This window comes from Rhizobium sp. 01L419 (genome assembly GCF_056400025.1).
Genome location: NZ_JBFTSM010000018.1, coordinates 30,470 through 48,968, shown reverse-complemented (window position 1 = coordinate 48,968; position 18,499 = coordinate 30,470). Strand labels below are relative to the sequence as shown.

Annotated in this window: 18 protein-coding genes and 2 pseudogenes; 16 read left to right on the top strand and 4 right to left on the bottom strand. The window is 58.4% G+C overall.

What is annotated here, in order from left to right; translation table 11 throughout:
• Positions 1-221 precede the first annotated feature (221 nt).
• The 4 genes and pseudogenes from rctB (at position 222) to AC1DUP_RS28680 (ending at position 2,643) form a co-directional block, all read left to right on the top strand.
• Positions 222-605: an SMa0974 family conjugal transfer regulator gene (gene rctB / locus AC1DUP_RS28695; RefSeq protein WP_477836080.1), complete on the top strand. Its 384-nt coding sequence runs from the start codon at positions 222-224 to the stop codon at positions 603-605.
• Positions 599-812, top strand: a pseudogene (locus AC1DUP_RS28690) (AraC family transcriptional regulator); the annotation flags it as partial. The gene rctB and the pseudogene AC1DUP_RS28690, both read left to right, overlap by 7 nt.
• A gap of 765 nt (positions 813-1,577) precedes the next feature.
• Positions 1,578-2,198, top strand: coding sequence for a DUF1003 domain-containing protein (locus AC1DUP_RS28685; RefSeq protein ID WP_477836078.1), 621 nt, complete (start codon positions 1,578-1,580; stop codon positions 2,196-2,198).
• 1 nt (position 2,199) lies between these two features.
• Entirely contained in the window at positions 2,200-2,643 is a 444-nt protein-coding gene (locus tag AC1DUP_RS28680; RefSeq protein ID WP_113308557.1) for a pyridoxamine 5'-phosphate oxidase family protein, read from the top strand.
• Positions 2,644-2,790: 147 nt separating this feature from the next.
• Here AC1DUP_RS28680 and AC1DUP_RS28675 read toward each other — a convergent pair whose 3' ends face one another.
• Complete coding sequence (locus AC1DUP_RS28675) at positions 2,791-2,988, bottom strand: hypothetical protein (protein WP_113296181.1); 198 nt, start codon at positions 2,986-2,988, stop codon at positions 2,791-2,793.
• Here AC1DUP_RS28675 and AC1DUP_RS28670 point away from each other — a divergent pair.
• Positions 2,981-3,633: pseudogene (locus AC1DUP_RS28670) on the top strand (fumarylacetoacetate hydrolase family protein); the annotation flags it as partial. The gene AC1DUP_RS28675 and the pseudogene AC1DUP_RS28670 overlap by 8 nt on opposite strands.
• Positions 3,634-3,636: 3 nt before the next feature.
• The gene (locus AC1DUP_RS28665) at positions 3,637-4,146 is read left to right on the top strand and encodes an FAD-binding protein (protein WP_477836076.1); all 510 of its coding nucleotides are present in this window, start codon (positions 3,637-3,639) and stop codon (positions 4,144-4,146) included.
• Positions 4,147-4,571: 425 nt separating this feature from the next.
• On the opposite strand, the gene AC1DUP_RS28660 is transcribed toward AC1DUP_RS28665, so the two are convergent.
• Positions 4,572-4,880: a hypothetical protein gene (locus AC1DUP_RS28660; RefSeq protein WP_113296180.1), complete on the bottom strand. Its 309-nt coding sequence runs from the start codon at positions 4,878-4,880 to the stop codon at positions 4,572-4,574.
• On the opposite strand from AC1DUP_RS28660, the gene AC1DUP_RS28655 reads away from it, so the two are divergent.
• From AC1DUP_RS28655 to dhaL, 8 genes are all read left to right on the top strand, one after another.
• A complete protein-coding gene (locus tag AC1DUP_RS28655; protein ID WP_113308556.1) occupies positions 4,879-6,795 on the top strand; it encodes a methyl-accepting chemotaxis protein in 1,917 nt (638 codons plus the stop codon). The genes AC1DUP_RS28660 and AC1DUP_RS28655 overlap by 2 nt on opposite strands.
• Positions 6,796-7,462: 667 nt before the next feature.
• A complete protein-coding gene (locus AC1DUP_RS28650) occupies positions 7,463-7,690 on the top strand; it encodes a PHP domain-containing protein (RefSeq protein ID WP_113308555.1) in 228 nt (75 codons plus the stop codon).
• A gap of 5 nt (positions 7,691-7,695) precedes the next feature.
• On the top strand, positions 7,696-8,034 hold the full coding sequence (locus AC1DUP_RS28645; RefSeq protein ID WP_162747049.1) for a PHP domain-containing protein: 339 nt from the start codon (positions 7,696-7,698) through the stop codon (positions 8,032-8,034).
• A 52-nt stretch (positions 8,035-8,086) separates the two neighbouring features.
• On the top strand, positions 8,087-8,581 hold the full coding sequence (locus tag AC1DUP_RS28640) for a GNAT family N-acetyltransferase (RefSeq protein WP_162748467.1): 495 nt from the start codon (positions 8,087-8,089) through the stop codon (positions 8,579-8,581).
• Between the two features lie 616 nt (positions 8,582-9,197).
• Entirely contained in the window at positions 9,198-10,142 is a 945-nt protein-coding gene (locus tag AC1DUP_RS28635; protein WP_113296174.1) for a substrate-binding domain-containing protein, read from the top strand.
• A gap of 75 nt (positions 10,143-10,217) precedes the next feature.
• A complete protein-coding gene (locus AC1DUP_RS28630; protein WP_113308553.1) occupies positions 10,218-11,717 on the top strand; it encodes a sugar ABC transporter ATP-binding protein in 1,500 nt (499 codons plus the stop codon).
• A complete protein-coding gene (locus tag AC1DUP_RS28625; protein WP_113296172.1) occupies positions 11,707-12,669 on the top strand; it encodes an ABC transporter permease in 963 nt (320 codons plus the stop codon). Before AC1DUP_RS28630 ends, AC1DUP_RS28625 begins: the two co-directional genes overlap by 11 nt.
• Before the next feature lie 36 nt (positions 12,670-12,705).
• Entirely contained in the window at positions 12,706-14,472 is a 1,767-nt protein-coding gene (dhaL, locus tag AC1DUP_RS28620; RefSeq protein WP_113308552.1) for a dihydroxyacetone kinase subunit DhaL, read from the top strand.
• Between the two features lie 12 nt (positions 14,473-14,484).
• Here the strand turns inward: dhaL and AC1DUP_RS28615 are convergent, their stop codons facing one another.
• On the bottom strand, positions 14,485-15,441 hold the full coding sequence (locus tag AC1DUP_RS28615) for a sugar-binding domain-containing protein (RefSeq protein WP_113296170.1): 957 nt from the start codon (positions 15,439-15,441) through the stop codon (positions 14,485-14,487).
• Between the two features lie 970 nt (positions 15,442-16,411).
• Here AC1DUP_RS28615 and AC1DUP_RS28610 point away from each other — a divergent pair.
• On the top strand, positions 16,412-16,753 hold the full coding sequence (locus AC1DUP_RS28610) for a helix-turn-helix domain-containing protein (RefSeq protein WP_113308549.1): 342 nt from the start codon (positions 16,412-16,414) through the stop codon (positions 16,751-16,753).
• A complete protein-coding gene (locus AC1DUP_RS28605; RefSeq protein WP_477836070.1) occupies positions 16,740-17,345 on the top strand; it encodes a type II toxin-antitoxin system HipA family toxin in 606 nt (201 codons plus the stop codon). Before AC1DUP_RS28610 ends, AC1DUP_RS28605 begins: the two co-directional genes overlap by 14 nt.
• 228 nt (positions 17,346-17,573) lie before the next feature.
• Here AC1DUP_RS28605 and AC1DUP_RS28600 read toward each other — a convergent pair whose 3' ends face one another.
• Positions 17,574-18,488, bottom strand: coding sequence for a LysR family transcriptional regulator (locus AC1DUP_RS28600; RefSeq protein ID WP_113308548.1), 915 nt, complete (start codon positions 18,486-18,488; stop codon positions 17,574-17,576).
• Positions 18,489-18,499 lie beyond the last annotated feature (11 nt).

Sequence of the window (18,499 nt, the reverse complement as noted above, 5' to 3'; positions counted from 1 at the left end):
AAACCAGAGATGTCACCGCACACCACCGTACACGTCCGTTGATCGCCCTGTAACGCAAACAGGGGGTCTGGGGCCGACCTGAGGAAATCCGCAGCGCCGAATACAGGCGTCCCACATTTTCGAGATCGCACGCGTCCGGACTGGGGTCCGCGTGAATGGAATTTCTATCCAGGACGAAATCATGAATCGACTGAGCCGGAGACGGCCGAAAGGGTATTCTGATGTATAAACATGTTGCCGAGACTTTCGTCGCCGTCGTACAGGCGCCGAGCATAACCGAGAAAATCTGTAAGCAGATCGGGGAGTTCTGCAGATCGATCCTCTGCGAAGGACCCGACAGATTTTTGAGTTTTGAGGACGGATGGGTGGTCATACTGCCCGCTGACGATGGCTTGTTCTTTCGCGTTTCTGCCCGGGACCTCGTCACATTCTACGGGATTCGAACCCTCATCGAGGGCAGCCTCTCGAACTCCACATCCGTCTCCGACGACGTGATCAAGTGGCTTCAAGCAGACGAGGACCTGTCTCGTTCGACAGGTCATGATTTGACGCAGAGCGGTTTGGCGAAACGCGCGCGGCCGCGGACGCGATCTCTTAGCACGTGATCGTCAATGGCCTGGCCACCTTCGAGGATCCGGAGATGGAACAGCGAGGGAGCTGGCGAGCGGAAATATCATGCTGCCGCCGCGGTGCCAACAAACGCCAATCCGGATGCACAAAAGCGTGGGCTCTGCCGGGTGGATGCTGAGCGAGAAAGATGGCCAGGGTGAGCAACTGGATCTGCGTGGGGACAGTTTTTCATCGCCGATCCAGTACATCCTTGGAAGCTGCCCGGCCTAGGTCGCTCTGCCCCCGACGTGTTGACCGATCTCCGCACCTGCTCCGCGATTGATCGGCGCATCGTGGGGCTTGTACTTCAGCAAAAGCGCGTCAAAGCCGCAGCACGATACAAGCCCGGGATCAACGACGCAGCAACAATCTATACTGCTGCCATCCTATCTGAGGGGATTTGAACAAGTCTCGACTTTGAAAAAATTGCATTGCACCGATGGTCGGCTTTTAGATGAATAATTTATTTTCTCTAGCCGGGAAGCGGAAGAATTGTGCTATTCTCGGCGGTTGCTTCAGAAGAAGACTTTACCCGCGGCAGGCAATGTGAGGATGCCCGCAAGAGCGCACATCACGTGTTCATGGAGTTGAAACGCCTCGTGGTCATGGCCGCGAGAACAGCATCATCGGCCAGGCGCGATGACGACAACGATTGGTGAGAAAGATGCAATCAGCGCGATACAAGAAAAAGGACCTGAGGTTTGCAAGGCACCGCGCCATGAAGGCAGAGCAGCGGGTCACTAGGCAGGAAATAATCTTAAGCAGGCTCCGCCTCATCGGCGGACCGCCAGCTGTGGAGCATGCGCTGCTGGGCAGGCTCTATGATCGCAAGAGGCGGGCCATGTACCGGCTTAAGCGGATGGAAGACTTCTTTGATGTGAATGCGCATTGATATCGGGATATTCATTCGATGGGCGACTTTGTCATGGGGTCGCGAAGGCGGCCGGTGTATCCGGCGGGAGACTATCATGTCGACCGGGAATGATACTGAATTGGCTGGTGCTGAGATTGGCGCCGCGGCCATCGAATCCGATGCTAACAAATACCTCGGCAAAGCTTTCGAGCTCCTAACCGAGCGCGAACGGGGAGTCTTCCGGCGCCTCATCTCCCGGCACGCGATTGCCCATGATTCCAATCAGTCCTTCGATGCAAAGCTGACACCGCCGCAGCGGCTGGCCGACAAGGTGGCGGAATTCGGCGGTTCGTGGACCTTCATCATTCTTTTCGGGATCGTCCTTGCGGGATGGGTCGCCGGCAATCTGCTGGCCGCAGCGGGCGCCTTCGATCCTTATCCATTCATATTCCTCAATCTCATCCTTTCCATGCTGGCAGCCGTGCAGGCGCCGGTCATCATGATGAGCCAGAATAGGCATGCCGCCAAAGACCGGGTGGATGCCGCACACGACTACGAGGTCAATTTGAAGGCTGAGATCGAAATCATGGCGCTGCATGACAAGCTCGACGAGCTCAGAAATACTGATCTGAAATCGCTCGTCGCCCAGCAGCAGGAGACGTTCGCGCTTCTGACGAAATTGATGCTTGGCCCGCCGGATCAGCAGCGACTGAACATCTCAAGCATCGGAGGCTAGCATGCAACTGCGGGAGATGAGCGATAATGCCTGCATCGAATTCCTGGCCAATCACACCTTCGGCCATCTCGCATGCAGCGGTGAGCAGTATCCCTATATCGTTCCCATTCACTACGCCTATGAAGGACGCCGGCTGTTCATGTTTTCCATGCCTGGCCTGAAGATCGACCTTCTCAGAGCAAACCCCCTGGCCAGTTTCCACGTCGAAGAGCTTGGCCAGGACAGAAAGTGGAAAAGCGTCCTCATTCAGGGTCGTTTCGAGGAGCTGACGGATACGCCCGCGCGCCGCGACGAACGCATCCATGCATGGTCACTCCTGGAAAAACGTGCCTTCTGGTGGGAGCCAGGATCTTTCAATTTTGGCGTCGATACGGAGGAGCCTCTGGGCGGGCCGACCTTCTTCAGCCTTTCGATCGAGCTGCTTTCAGGGCGGCAGACGATCTGACGGTCGTGCACGGCGCGCTTTACGTGCGCCTCGCACAAAGCGCAGTGGACGTGCCCCCTTTTGATGAGCAACAAGCTGGATTGATATCGGCCTTGATGGACCACTCCCGTTATGAAAGCTAAAAGGGAAGGCCTTACCGCCCCATTATCATTTGTCACGGAATAACTTGGCGATCACCGCATCGACCAAAACGACATCCACCTCGCGGCGGCTGTCCCCACAGATCTCAGACAACAGCCGATCGCAGCCATAAAGCTGCGTTGCAACGCCGACCCGGAATTTGCGGGATTGTTCACCACCCCCGGTACCTGAGCAACTGATATCACCAACGTGAATGTTGCCCACAGTTTCAGGCTCTCCGCGTCTTGGCGCATGTGTCAGGGGCACGGGCAAGTTCATCTGCATTGGCCTCAATTACTCTGACCATGCGGCGGAGACAGGAGCCGCAGTCCCACCGGAGCCGATTATCTTCATGAAGGCGACCTCGGCCATCGTCGGACCTGACGACGATGTTTTCGTTCCGCGGGGTTCCACGAAGACGGACTGGGAGGTCGAACTCGGGGTCGTGATCGGCAAGACAGCCAAATGTGTTTCAGAGGCCGACGCGCTGGATCACGTGGCAGGCTATTGTGTCGTGCATGACGTTTCGGAGCGGGCGTTCCAGACTGAACGCTCCGGACAATGGACGAAAGGCAAGAGCTGCGACACGTTCGGACCGACCGGCCCCAGAACCTCAGCATGTGGCTGAAGGTCAATGGCGAAATGATGCAGAACGGCTCGACCACGACCATGATCTACGGTGTTGCCTATCTCGTATCCTATCTCAGCCAGTTCATGAGCTTGCAGCCCGGAGACATCATCTCGACCGGTACCCCGCCGGGTGTTGGCATGGGAATGAAGCCACCGCGCTTCCTGAAATCCGGAGACATCGTCGAACTGGGTATCGAGGGGCTCGGCAGCCAACGCCAGCAAATCAAACAGGATAGATGATCGGTGGCCAGCACTTCCGATTTGATCTTTTCCCCGAACGAGCATTCGCGGAAAGCCTCGGCCCTGATCGATACTCTCAAGCGGATCGCCAGGTACCGCTATGTTATGACCGATGCCGCAGAGACGAGATCATATAGTGTCGGATTTCGCTTTGACGGCGGCAAGGCGCTTGCCGTCGTCAGACCGGGCTCTCTGGTCGCGCTGTGGCGCGTGCTACAGGCCTGTGTCGCGGCCAATACGATCGTCATCATGCAGGCTTCGAACACCGGCCTGACGGGCGGCTCAACGCCGCACGGCAATGATTATGATCGGGATGTCATCGTCATTAACACGATGCGGCTGAAGGGCGTTCGTCTGATTAATGCCGGGCACCAGGTCGTCTGCAAGCCCGGAGCAACACTTTGTGAACTGGAAGTCGCTCTTCGCCCCCGGGTATTGGAGGCACGTCGAAGAGGTGCTGCTGGAATTGAGCAGCGCTTGCACAGGGCCAGGAAGCGGGACGTTTGTTCCTGAAAGGGTACGAACGTAGACCCGTCTCATCGCTGTTGCGCTTTAGCCAATCACTTCAGTCGATTGTCAAATCACTAGTCCTGAAAGGCAAAATGCATTTTGAAGACACATCAGGGGATTTCCATAGGCTAAGAAGCGTAAGGCCTCACTGACGTTATCTGACCACAGAGCGACGGATCAGGTTGGATCTCGCGGAGTGTGTTGACGCCAGCACTGCTTCCAGCGCCTTCAATGCCGTCCAAGACCGAGGTTCATTGGCTGTGGCGTTGTATTTCTGAGCCCTACCCACAGTTGAGTCCGCACATGCGAACGTCCTACAAGTATATAAAGGAAACGCTCTTGGCCCAACCGAGAACCATATCTAGAAAAAGATCAGATGGTGCGACCAACATTTCACGAAGATTCTCTAATTTAGAACTTTATTAGCTTTATTTTGCAATAAACGTATTTAGAATCCCGTGATCCTGCCGGGTCAATACGCCACGAAGCTCATGATGAACCACTCGTGGCAAACCCGCCGTCGCCGCTTTGCGGCGGCCCCAACCATCGAATGCTTCCCTTTGCTGTGAATTGCCATTCCCGGAAATCTTGTGCCCAAGATTGATGGGCATCGACATCGCGCGTGCAGCAGTCAGAAAAGCAGCAATGTGAAATTCTACCATCATCAGCACCCCGCCCGTGGTTGCGAGCCGCTTGGTCCGGCGCCGCAGAACCACCGCCAACCGGAAAGCAATCATGCAGCTTCTTAACAATCTCCGCACGCTCGTGAAGATGATCGCAGCCTTTGCGCTTGTGATCGTCATCAGCCTCGTCGTCAACGCCCTGAGTTGGTCGTCGTTGTCATATCAGCAGACGGCCAACGGATGGACCGTTCATACCTATGAAGTGCTGAAGCAAGCCGAGGCGATCGTTGCGGCGATGGTTGATCGCGAAACCGGCGTGCGCGGCTACCTGATCTCCGGTAACGAGGACTTTCTCGCGCCGTACAATAGTGGGGAGAAGAACTACAAGGCGGCCTTTGATGACGTCGTCAAACTGACATCGGACAACAGCACCCAGCAGAAACGCCTTGCCGACCTTGACGTGCTCGTTAAAGGTTGGACGGCAGAAGTCGCGACCAAAGAGATTGCGCTAATGCGCAACCCGGCCACCATCGAGCAGGCGCGTGCCATGGAAATGGAAGGCGCAGGCAAGAAATGGATGGACGGAGTTCGTGCAAAGATTGCGGAGATCACTGCCGATGAGGCCGCCCTACTGGACGGACGCACGAAGGGCGCGAATGAGGCTGCTGACACCGCCCGCATGACTATTCTCCTGGGCGCCGCCGCCATGGCGGCGGCTGTCGTAACCCTGCTGTTCCTGCTGCAGAAGAGCCTCGTCTCACCGCTGGTTCAGATTTCCGGCTCCATGAGAACCTTGGCCTCCGGCGACACTGCCATCGCTATTCCCGGCGTCGGCCGTAAGGATGAGGTTGGACAAATGGCCGCCGCCGTCGAAGTTTTCCGACAGAACGCGATTGCCAACAGGCAACTCGAAGAAGAGGCGGAGGCCGCCCGCGGGCAAACCGAGGAAACACGCCTCGCCAGCCAGAAACGGATGCAGGAAGAGGCCGGAAAACTTCGTCACGCTACCGAAACCCTGGGCGAGGGTCTGAAACGCCTGGCGGAAGGCGACATCTCCTTCCAGCTCAACGAAGCCTTCGCAACTGACTACGAACCGCTTCGGCAGAACTTCAATGATTCGCTTCGGCAACTCGCCCAGACCATTGGCTCTGTCCTGCACAGTGTTGCCAGCATGGACAGCGGCACTCGCGAGATCTCAGGCGGCGCCAACGACCTTTCCAAACGCACAGAGCAGCAGGCCGCGGCCCTTGAAGAAACGGCAGCAGCCTTGGACCAGATTACGGTCAACGTTCGCAACTCTTCGAAGCGCACTGAGGAGGCCCGCAGCGTCGCGGCGCTCGCCAACCAGAATGCGGCCAAGTCGGCCGAGGTCGTCTCGCAGGCGGTCGAAGCCATGCGGCGGATCGAGGAAAGCTCTCGGCAGATCTCCAACATCATCGGCGTCATCGACGAAATCGCCTTCCAAACCAATCTCTTGGCGCTCAACGCCGGTGTCGAAGCTGCACGCGCCGGTGAGGCCGGCAAAGGTTTCGCGGTCGTCGCTCAGGAAGTGCGCGAATTGGCCCAACGCTCCGCGCAGGCGGCCAAGGAGATCAAAGCGCTGATTACCGCTTCTGGAACGCAGGTCAGCTCCGGCGTGTCGCTGGTTGGTGAAACGGGCACGGCTTTAAAGGCAATCGGTGATCACGTCGTGCAAATAAATGGTTTGATGGATGCGATTGCCGTTTCGGCTCGCGAGCAGTCCACGGGACTTGCCGAAGTCAACACCGCCGTCAATCAAATGGACCAGACGACACAGCAAAATGCCGCGATGGTGGAGCAATCGACAGCGGCATCGGCAGCGCTGGCCTCAGAGGCCACCCGTCTGCGCGATCTCGTCAATCAGTTCAAGCTGCCTGGCGATCAGGCGCCATTGTCGTCACATTCGAACCCAATATCTTCTGCCAACGCGCCCTTGTCTGCTAGAAGGTCGGTCCAGATGATCCGCGGCAATACCGCCATAAAAGCAGAGGAATGGTCGGAGCTCTGAGCGGCACCCGGCTCCATCAGTAGATGCTCGGCCGCCTTTCTCACGAAGGGCGGCTCTTATATCGAACTATATTGAATATGCTGGAGCGATAATGGGCGGCGGACTGGGACTGGCGATAGCTGAACTGGCCGCGCGCCGGCTAAATGGCATCGTCCTCTTGTATAGTCGACCGGAGGGTGGGCTCCGTGCGGAGCTTCGCATTTCGATTAAGTGAGCCTCAGCATAAAGCGATGAGAGACAAGGTAACTTTGAATGAAAGGCATGGGGGTACGGCAGTTCTGGGACTACGTCGTACCCTGCCTGCGGCTTGTCCGGACCGTACTTAGAGCCATGTCTCAGCAATTTCGCTACTCATCGGGCCCCTTTCGAAAAGCGTCTTGAGGTCCGGTTCATCGACTGCCTCCGCAAGCTCGGCTGTGACGCCGCCGCCGGAGGGGGAAGCCGTGGAGGAAGCGGTCGATCGTTGGCTGATCGCTGCCGAAGACGTAGGCTGCAAGGCGGCCATTCGGCAAGGACGGTGCGAAGCGGCGTCCACTGACCAATATCTTGATACACACTTTGGTCAGTAAAGGCTTGCCTTTTTACTGACCAATATTTCTATATAATTTTCGGTCGGAAAGTAGGTTCGCTACGCCTGATCCCACATCCTACACGCTCGACCGGATCCATGATCGCATCGAAAAGGCCGCGCCGGCAGGAAACGGAGACCTTGCCGCCAGAAGGCTGGCTCGAAGCGATGATCCGGCTGCGTGAAGCCCATGCCTTCGATTACATTGTCGGCAGCGTTCATGACATCAGTGGCAGATGGATCGACTACTCCGCAAGCGACACGGCGGCATTGGGTGCCGATCTCGGTGGCACGGAGAACTGCGCCTTGCCTATTTCGATCAGGTGATGGGTATGGTGGGGGACTTGAGGCCCGATATCGTCGCGCATTTGGATCTCGTTCGAAAATACGAACCTCCCGGCTTTGTCTTCTCCGATCGGGTCGTTCGCTCCATCAACAGGACGCTCGACGCCATCAAGGCGAACGGATCCATACTCGACGTCAACTGCGCAGCCTTTCGCAATGGCTATGGGCCTGTTTACCCGCTTCCACAAATTCTCGAACGCCCCCACAGAATGGGAATTCCTGTCACCCTCGGTGACGACAGCCATGGTGTGCAGACTGTCGGAGTGGGGCTCGGCCGGTCGCTCGCTACGATCGCCGCTGCGGATATCGCAGTGTTGCCTACCTGACCCGAGCCGAAGGTTGGCATGAGGCGCCACTCGAAACCGTCGGTCCGCGTGAGTGCTGAACGGAAGAAGTGACGATATGGATACTTCCCCTTCAGCGCAGCCTCTTTCGATCATCCCGGCCACCGAAGCCGACATTCCTTTTATCATGTCGGTAGAGCGCACTCTTGGTTATGCCGCTTTGATCGGCAGCTTCAATGCGGACGAACATCGGCGACGGATCGAAACGACGAACACCAATTATCTTCTATGCCATCTCGGAGCGGAACCCGTCGGCTTCGCCGTGGTTCGTCTGGACGATGACGGCATGGGGAACGCCCAGCTTCACCGCATCGCGATGGCGCAGACGGGCTTGGGCCACGGATCGGCATTCTTGCGTCAGATTTGCCGACTGGTCTTCGCTCTCCACGATGTCGGACGGCTCTGGCTCGACCTGCTCCCCTCTAATGTGCATGCGAAAGATGTCTACAGAAGAATCGGCTTCATCCAGGAAGGCACTATGCGCCAAGCGCTTCGGCTCAGGACGGAAGCCGTGGGGATTTGGTCCTGATGTCACTGTTACGCGAAGAGTGGAGTGAGCTCGACGGTTGAGCACGGAGGTGCCTGGTACATCAGTGCTGTTGGTCTTGAGATACCATCAGGGTGAGGAGCGGCCTGCGCGGTGACAGAAGATCGATCTCAAGCATAGACCGCTATGTTCGTTTTGTCAGGCTCTGAAAAACCATCATGACGGAGTCGAGCGAATTCGGTATCGGCGACATCACCGATGTGGACAACGAAGCCGATCAGGTCTCGCGGCTGGTCTGGGTCGGCGAGGAGATCGAGCCTATCGATATCACTTTGAGCCATAGACACGACCGCGCACTCAGCGCAATGCCGAGAACTCCTCGATTGCGACCGTGTCCAGCGAAAGCCGTGCCTCAAACCGTTTCTAAAAGCTTGCGACAGAGTCTGATCGGATGCCCCCGCTCGCGTCTGCTGTCCTTTCAACCAACCAAATAGCGAAAATGAGGGAGTTTCAGCGCGAAGATTTACTATTGTAAAAATAAAATTACATATGTATTGATGTGCTCGCGGGCTTTGAGTTGTGGGAACGAGCCCCTTGCAAAGCCCTCGTTCCAATACTCAGGCGGGAGGATTTTTCGCCTGCACCAAGGGAGGACATCATGAAGAAACTAGCCGCAGTGCTGGCATGCGCCGCACTTGCAATCCCGGGCGTCGTCTGGGCACAGGACGCCATCGGAACCACCAAAAAAGACAGCTATCGCTTCGTCATCGTGCCGAAAGTCGTGCACCCCTGGTTCGACAAGGTGAATAACGGCGCGCAGGCGGCCGCAGCCGCCATCAAGGCCCAGACCGGCGCGTCCGTCGAAATCGTATATTCGGCACCGCAAGCCGCAGACGTCGTGCAGCAGAACCAGATCATCGATAGTGCGCTCTCCACGCGGCCGGACGGTCTGGCGCTCGACCTGCTCGATCCCTCAGGCAACCGCGCCTCGCTCGAAGAAGCGCAGGGGCAGAAGATTCCGCTGGTAATCTTCGATTCCGTGCCTCCGGAAGGTATGGAAATCCCGCATATCGGCTCTGACTTCTGCGAGCAGGCAAAGATCGCCGCGCGCCGTCTCGTCGAGGTTCTCGGCGGCCAGGGCGAAGTCGCCATCATGCAGGGCGTACCGACCGCACCGAACCATTCGATCCGCGCCGAATGCCACCGCAAGGTCTTCGCCGAACATCCGGGGATCAACGTCGTTGCCGAAGGCATCGACAACGACAGCATCGAGACCGCCCAGCAGCAGGCTGCCGCCATCATGCAGGCAAACCCAAACCTGAAGGGTTGGGTCGCGTCCGATGCCGCCGGTCCGATCGGTATCGGTCAGGCGATCGTGGAAGCTGGCAAGCAGGGCAAGGTCACGCTCGTCGGCCTCGATAACCTGCCGGAAATGCTGGACATGATCCGCAACGGCGTCGCCGACAGCTCGTCGGCCTCGCAGCCGGAACTGCAAGGCTACTGGTCGGTGATGCTGCTCTGGGCCCAGGCAACAGGCGCCCCGGTCCCCGGCTACCTCGACACCGGCAACGCCTTCCTCACCAAGAAGAACGTGGGCGGCTGATCGACACGATCGGATTGCTTCGAGGCGCGGGTTGCTCCGCGCCTCTTTCATATCGGTCCTACGTGTAGGTATAAAATGGCTTATCTCGAAACACGCGGCCTCGGTCGGGATTTTCCTGGCGTGACCGCCCTCAACGATGTCGATCTTTCGATCGAACTTGGCCGCACGCACATTCTGGCCGGCGAGAACGGCGCTGGCAAGTCGACGCTGGTCAAGATCCTCACCGGCACCGACAGGCCCTCCCGCGGGACGGTTCAGATCGACGGGCGCGACCCGACCAACGAGCCGATGCTCTACAAGAACGTCGCTTATGTTCCGCAGGAACTCAATCTCTTTCCGCAGATGAGCGTCGCGGAGAACCTGTTCATGCCGTTTGACCGGACAGGGCACGGCGGATTTCTCGTGAACCGCAGCGCGCTCGCTCAGGAAGCAACCGGCTTTCTCGAACGCTTCGGCATCGAGGCGGATCCCCGCGATCTCGTCGCCAATATTTCAGTATCGGACCAGCAGCTGCTGCAGATCGCGCGTGCCTGCACCAATGCCAACATGAAGGTGCTCATCCTCGACGAACCGACCTCGTCACTCACGCGGGTGGAGGTGGACCGCGTCTTCAAGGTCATCCGCGGCCTGCTCGATCGCGACCATGCAATCGTCTTCATCAGCCACAAGATGGATGAAGTCTTTGCGATCGGCGACGACTACACCGTGCTGCGCAACGGCGAAAAGGTCGAAAGCGGACAGATCGCCGACATCAAGGAGACGGATCTCATTCGCTCCATGTCAGGGCGCGATCTCGCTATGGACGAGCATTTCCGTCCTCAGGTACCCGTCACCGACACGATCATGGAAGTCCGTGGTCTCTGCGGAACGCGTTTTTTGGACGTCAGCTTTGAACTGCGCCGCGGCGAGATCCTCGGCTTTGCCGGACTTGTCGGCGCGGGACGGTCGGAAGTCATGCAAACGATCTTCGGCTTCCTCAAGGCGTCAGCAGGGCAGGTCCGCGTCAACGGCAACCAGTGGGTACTGAACGACACGTCGGCCTCGGTTGCCGGCGGCATGCTCTATCTTTCCGAGGAGCGCAAGCATCACGGCATCTTTCCGCTGCTTTCGCTGCGCGAGAATATCGGCATCTCCATCCTTTCGCTGACCAAAGGCTCCTTCGGCATCAGCGACGGCCGCGAGCGCGAGGCCGTGCAGAAGATCATCAATGATTACGGCATCCGCACCGCCGGCATGGGCAAGCGGATATCGCAGCTTTCCGGCGGTAACCAGCAGAAGGCGATCATCGGCCGAGCAATGGCCACGCGGCCACGCGTCCTCATCTTCGATGAGCCGACGAAAGGCATCGACATCCGCACGAAGAGCGAGATCTACAAGATCATGAGAGGCCTCGCCGAGGAGGGTGTCGGCGTCATCCTCGTCTCCTCTGAACTCGATGAGCTCAAGAAGTGCGCAAGCCGCATTGTCACGATGCATCATGGCCGAATCACCGGAGAGTTCGACACGGCCAACACCCGCAATGAAACACTCATAGGTGCCATTTTCGGCACGGAGGCGAAAGCCGATGCAAACTAAGTCCTTTGCGCTTTTGATGCGCAGCCCGCTTGCCGGCGTCTTCGTGGCGCTTGCAGTCATCTTCACGCTTTCTGCGCTGATCTCACCCTATTTTCTGACCTCATACAATCTTTCGGTTATTGCCCGCGGACTTGCCTTTGTCGGGCTGATCACCATCGCGCAATCCATGCTGATGGTGCTTGGCGAGCTTGATCTGTCGCTCGGCGTCGTCGGTGGTCTGTGCGGCGTTATTTCCGGTATCCTGATGATCCGGCTGGGCTTCGATCCGTATTCCTCAATGCTGCTTGCGATCCTGCTCGGAGCCTGCCTTGGACTTCTCAACGGACTGTTGGTCACCGTACTCAAGCTTCATTCGCTCGTGCTGACCATCGGTACGGCCGGAATGTTTGGTGGCGCAAACCTCGTGCTGACGCGCGGTGTTGCGATAACGGGCATTCCGCGCGAAATTCAGGTTCTCGGACGAGGTGATGTCTTCGGTATACCCGCGCCCTTTCTCATCATGCTGGCCGCCCTCGCCATTGCCACTTTCGTGATGTTGAAGACGCCGTTCGGTCGGTACATGTATGCGATCGGCAACAATCAGGCCGGCGCCCGCATGCTTGGTATCCGCGTTGATCGCGTCCGGCTGATCGTCTTTGTCGCGGCCGGTGCAATTGCCGCGCTTGCCGGCGTCCTGATGGTGGCTCGTCTCGGCACGGCGCAGCCATCGATCGGCGATACCTGGGTGCTCGCGCCAATCGCGGCCTCCGTCATCGGGGGAGTGGCGACCACCGGCGGCATCGGCAGCCCGATCGGAGCTATCTTCGGCGCCGGCATCATCGCGATCATCGAGAACATCATTGTGCTTTTTGGCGTGTCACCCTATTGGCAAGGCATCGTCTCCGGCGCAATTGTCGTGCTCGCCATCTCCTTCGACGCCATCTCCCGCCGTTACCTCCGCCATGACGCGTAAGCAACCGCCAGCATCGATATGACGAAAGAACGTAGAATGAACCAGGAAGTCAAAACCAAGAAGCTCATCAATGCGCCGGACAACATCATCGCGGAAATGATCGAAGGCATGGTGGGAGCTCATCCCGACATGCTGCGGGTCGAAGGGGCAACCGGGCGGGCCGTCGTCGCTGTCGATGGACCGCGCGACGGCAAGGTGGGGATCGTCGTCGGTGGCGGTTCTGGTCACGAGCCGGCCTTTGCCGGCTATGTCGGGCGCGGGCTTGCCGATGCCGCAGCCGTTGGCAACGTCTTTGCCTCCCCCTCCCCGGCCCATATTGTTGAAGCAGCCCGTGCGGCAGATGGCGGCGTCGGAGTGCTAATGCTTTACGGCAATTACACGGGTGACGTCCTGAACTTCACCATGGCCGCCGAGGAACTGGAGCAGGGCGGCATCGTCGCTCGCCACATTGCAGTTGCTGATGACGTGGCCTCCGCGCCAATCGAACGGAGATCCGAACGCCGCGGCATCGCCGGCGATTTCTTTGTCTTCAAGATCGCAGGCGCAGCCGCCGACATCGGTGAGCCCCTGGCGCGCGTCGAGGCTCTCGCGCTGGCTGCCAATGATGCGACGCGATCCATTGGCGTAGCACTGAGCCCCTGTTCGCTGCCGCAGACCGGCAAACCGAACTTCACCATCGGCGACGAAGACATGGAAATTGGCATGGGCCTGCACGGCGAGCCCGGCATAAGGCGTCAGAAACTGGCGCCGGCAGATGTGGTGACCGACGAGCTGATGGACGCGCTTTTGAAGGAGCTCGACCTTGCTTCGGGCAACCGTGTCGCCGTCCTCGTGAACGGCCTCGGTGCGACCTCGCAAATCGAGCTTTATGTGATCTTCCGTCGCGTCAAGCAGCGGCTGGATGCCCTTGGCATCGAGATCCATGCATCCTGGGTCGGCGAATATGCGACCTCGCTCGAAATGGCCGGCGCCTCGGTGACGCTGATGAAACTTGATGACACTCTGCAGGTCCTTCTCGATCATCCTTGCCGTACGCCGGCACTGGCCGTGGGCGCTTTCGAGAAGACCGATGCTGTCGCCACGCGCAGCCGCAGGGCGGGTCGTGTTGCAGAGATGACAACGACGGCGCAGGACAAGCCGCGGGAACTCCTGACGGATGGCGACGTTTCGCCGGCGATCTTCCGTACGATGATGCATTTGGTCGGTGAGCAGATCATTGCCGAGAAGAACTTGCTCTCCGAGCTTGACGGCGTGATTGGCGATGGTGACCACGGCGTGACGATGGAGATTGGCTGGAAGGCGGTTCAACATGCGCTGGAGGATATCCAGAACGACGAGACGATCGAAAGTATCTGCAAGCGCATGGCCAAGGCGTTCCTCGATGCGGTCGGCGCGTCCTCCGGGCCGCTTTACGCGACCGCTTTCTTGCGGGCCGGTATGGCGGTCAGCCACCGTCTCAATCTCGACGGCATCGGCATGGCCGAATGGCTGAGTGCTGCCTGCCAGGGCATTCGCGATCGCGGCCGCGCCGAGCCCGGCGACAAGACGATGATCGATGCCTGGGTCCCGGCCGTCGAGGCTGCATTGCAGGCAGCCGAAAATGGCGGTTCCGCTTTGGTAGTGCTGATTGCTGCTCGCGACGGCGGCGAAGCCGGCATGAAGGCGACCGCCGCGCTGGAATCGCGCCGGGGCCGCTCAGCCAAGCTTGGCGAACGGTCTATCGGGCATATTGATCCGGGCGCCGCTTCGACCTTCATTACACTGCGGGCGATGGCGACCGCCCTCCAGCAGACGCTCGCCTGATGAAAAGCCGCGTCAGCGCGGGCCTTGTAACAGGGCTCGCGCGACGCCCTCATTGGTGACCAGTCGGTTGACATAACCGGCGCGCAGCACCGCCCGGATAATCGGGATCTTCTTGATGCCGCCGGAGACAAGAATGGAAATCGGCTTCAGCTTCAGCTTGTCCGGCGGCAGGGCAATGATTGATTCATTGAGGAAGTGATCGATTGCCTGACCGCGGGCATCGAGAAAGCAGCCCATGAATTCCCCAACGGCGCCACGTTTCAGGACGGTATCGAGATTGTCCTTGACGACACGGATCTGCGTTAGCGATGTATCCTGCGTCAGCGCTCCGCACGAGACGATGCCGATATCCGCAATTTCGGTGCGGGCCAGAACATCCGTCAGTTCATCGCTGAGCAGCAGCGCATTGCGGCTTTCGGGATTGGCGCAATAGATCGGTGCCGTTAGATAATGGCATTCGACGCCGAGCGCCCTCGCACAGGCCGTCGCCACCTCGAACGTATTAGTGGACGAGCCGCTCGTCACGCCGCCGGTCAGCCCGACGACCCAGCTATCCGACTTCGGTCGCGCGTTCAGGTTACGAACGGCAAAGCTCAGGGTCCGCCCCGAGCTGATGCCGATGCCCATATCACGCTCATCCACCAGCTTGCTTGCAAGCGACCCCGCCGCCTCGCCGATCACCCGCTTCTGTTCGATATAGTCGTCGAGATCCGGCACCACCACCGCTTCAGCGAGCCCGTATCGCGCCGAGACCCGATCGGCGAGCTCGATGCAATCGGTGAGCGGCAGGCTGACATTGACCTGAACGCTTCCCGACTCGCGCACCTGGCCGATGATCTTGTTGACCTTCAGCCGGGTGATGTTCATCCGCTGGGCAATCTCCTGCTGCGTCTGGCCACCGATGAAATAGAGCCAGGCAACGCGGGCACGTTCCAACTCCTCATCGAAATCACCCGAATCGTCACTCATGCAGCTCGAAATCCCCACTGTGCCGATTGTCGATACGTCAATTCGCACCGCATGGGCAACTACGCTGAAACGGAAACTGTCTGGCTCCGCGCAAATCTCGGGGGTTGCGACAGCATCGTCAACTTGAGGAGCGGTAGCGTCGCCTCAGGTTTTGCGGCGGAAGATGCTGGCATGACCAAGTGCTCTTCGACCGAAGTTGCACTCACCGCTTCAAATGCCATTGAAAAGGGCTGAACCGCCAACAGATGATGGGGGCTGGCACAGCACCCGTTGGCATATCGAGACCGGAAGATCGGTTTTGGGCTTTCTTGGTCGGCACCTACGGCCGCTCACAACGGACAGGTTTAGGTGCGGAGAAATGCCCATCCATCCGATTGCAACTCCCCCACTTCATCCCGACAGGTTGGCTATCACCCGCAACCGCACCCGCAGAGGATTGCCTGGGGTATAGGACATTGGCACGTCCTCGACATCCAGCAGTTCGATCGTCGAAATATCCGCGCCTAGCGTCTGGCAGTGCGGAGCTGTTAGCCGACTGATTTCTCGGGCTCAAGCTACGGGCTCCGCCAACATGCTGAACTCATGCTGGACCCGTCCGCTCAAAAGCCCTCATCCACTCCGCCTGCCTCTATGCCTTGAAGAGGTCGCGCAGCAACTCCGCCGACGCGCTTTCGAAAACGAACCCCGAAAACCAAACTTCAAATGCCCGCATTCTCAAGCTTGGAAAGCAGAGTGCGCAGGCCCGGCTGGGCGGCCTCGCGCACGGCTTTCTTCAGAGGGAACCAGCGCTGCTTCCGGAAGTCCTTTTCGGGAAATTTGATGTTATTTCGCGTCTATTCTATATGGCCGATAAAAGTACCTTAAACGTCAATAATGTAGTTTTTATCAACCATCCTTGACATGCTATCGGCGCGGGGTGCTATGGTTGTTAAAACGACCATAAAGTGAGTTTGCGGAGGATTTAACCGCCATGTCCAAAAGAAATGCCTTGAGTTTAGCCCCCCCGTACATGGTGGAGCGTTCACTAACAACTCTCGGCGCGAACCTAAGGACGGCGCGCCTTCGACGGAATTTGAAAATGCAGGATGTGGCTGAAAAAATTGGCGTCGGCAGACACGTGGTCTCGGATGCCGAGAACGGGAAGGCGTCCACGAGCATTGCCGTCTACGCCGCCATGCTTTGGGTATTTGGGATGGCGGATCAGCTTGCACAAATAGCCGACCCCGACGCGGATGATGAAGGGAAAGCCCTTGAGAGTGCTCGATTACCAACACGGGCCAGACAACAAAGGACATTGAATGACGATTTCTAAAGGCGATCCGTCAGAGTGTTACGTTCTTCTGGTCAAGCGGTTTGATCGTGAAAAAGCGCAGGGTGGTTATCACCGGGCGAGGATGGTGAGCGGGCTCACCCTCCTCCGGGCGGATGACAGTCACCGTTCACGTGATCTTTGGTCCTACATCCTGCTCGCCGAAGAACTTCGTCGTGTGTGCGAGGCACCCCAGCGGCAAGTACACGAACTATTCAAACGGATGTCTTTTAACGCGCTGATTTCCAATACCGACGATCATCCGCGGAACCATACCGCAATCGCCAAGAACAAGGATTGGAAGTTGTCACCGGCTTATGATCTAACGCCTTCTACGCCGATAAGTCTCGAACAAGGGGATTTGGCGCTCACTTGTGGAGATCAGGGTCGGATCGCTCGTGCCAGCAACTTACTGTCTCAGTGCCACCGCTTCCTGTTAAGCCGCGAAGAGGCCACCGCGATCATAAAAAACATGACAAACACAGTTCGAGAGGCCTGGTATCGTGTTGCGCGCTCAGCGGGCGTGACCGAAATCGATTGCAAGACTATCGAAGGCGCTTTCGTGTATCCCGGTTTTGGAGCGGAACAAATTTAGATGGCGAAGCTCGGTCGTGTCGGCCGGCCGCTGTCGCGACATTCGCTATCTAATTTCGAAAATGCCCCTAAGGTTGGCGTCGGACCGTCAGGCCGCCGGACGGATTCAATTCATCTGGTGGGCGTTCCTACATAACCCCGGATTGACGCGTTCCCTCCGCTTGGCTTCGCTTGCGGATCGCCTGTTGCATCATCGGAAGAGCGCTGTCTCGCCATGGTCCGGGCCACGTTAGTCCCAATGGGCAGGCGTGCCGATATGTGCTCTGAGCGCTTCGGAGAATGCTCTGATCTTGGCCGATGGAGCCTGAAGTGCCCGCAAGAGATAGATACCGGAAGGCCGCTCGTTCCACCGCTCGCCGTCAAGCGGAAGACGGACAAGCCCGCTCGATTTCACGGCAGGCCCCGCAACCCAGCTCGGCAGGAAGGCGACGCCCATACCAGACATCGCGGCGGCGTTAAGCGCTTCGAAGTCATCGGATCGAAACGCCAGATGCCCGCAGGCCAGCCCAGCCGGGGTTCCCAATATGTCGGACCATCCCAACAGGTCGTTCCCGTGCAGTTTGTCCAATAGACGATGTCGGTGGAGGTCTTCGATGCCAGTCGGCGTGTCGTGACGCTCGAGATATTCTTTGCTCGCAACCAGGATCCTGTTCAGCGGTGCGAGTCTGGTCGCGATCAGGGAACTGTCCCGCATTTCGCCCATCCGCACCACTAGGTCCAGCCTTTCCGCGACGGGATCCGCGAGCCGCTCGGTCAGATCGAGTTCGACGTGAAGATCCGGATGCTCCTTCGCAAGCGATGCCAGGACCGGGATAACATAACGTTTTCCGAAGGTCGGAAAGCAAGCAATGCGAAGCGTCCCGGTAACTGCATCATCGAACGCTGCGACCTCGGCGTGGGTATCGGTCAGGTCGTTGAGCAGACGTTGAGCCCTGTCGAACAGGTGGCTCCCGGCATCGGTCAATGACAAAGCCCGCGTCGAGCGAACCAGAAGCGTGACGCCCAGATCCTGCTCCAGCGCATCGATCTGACGGACTATGGCCGAGGGCGTAACCGCGCGGCGTCGTGAAGCGGCAGAGAAACTGCCCGTCCGGACGACATCGACATAGATGGCGAGATATTCGGCGAACCTTGGGTCCTTCATCTTTGCCTACA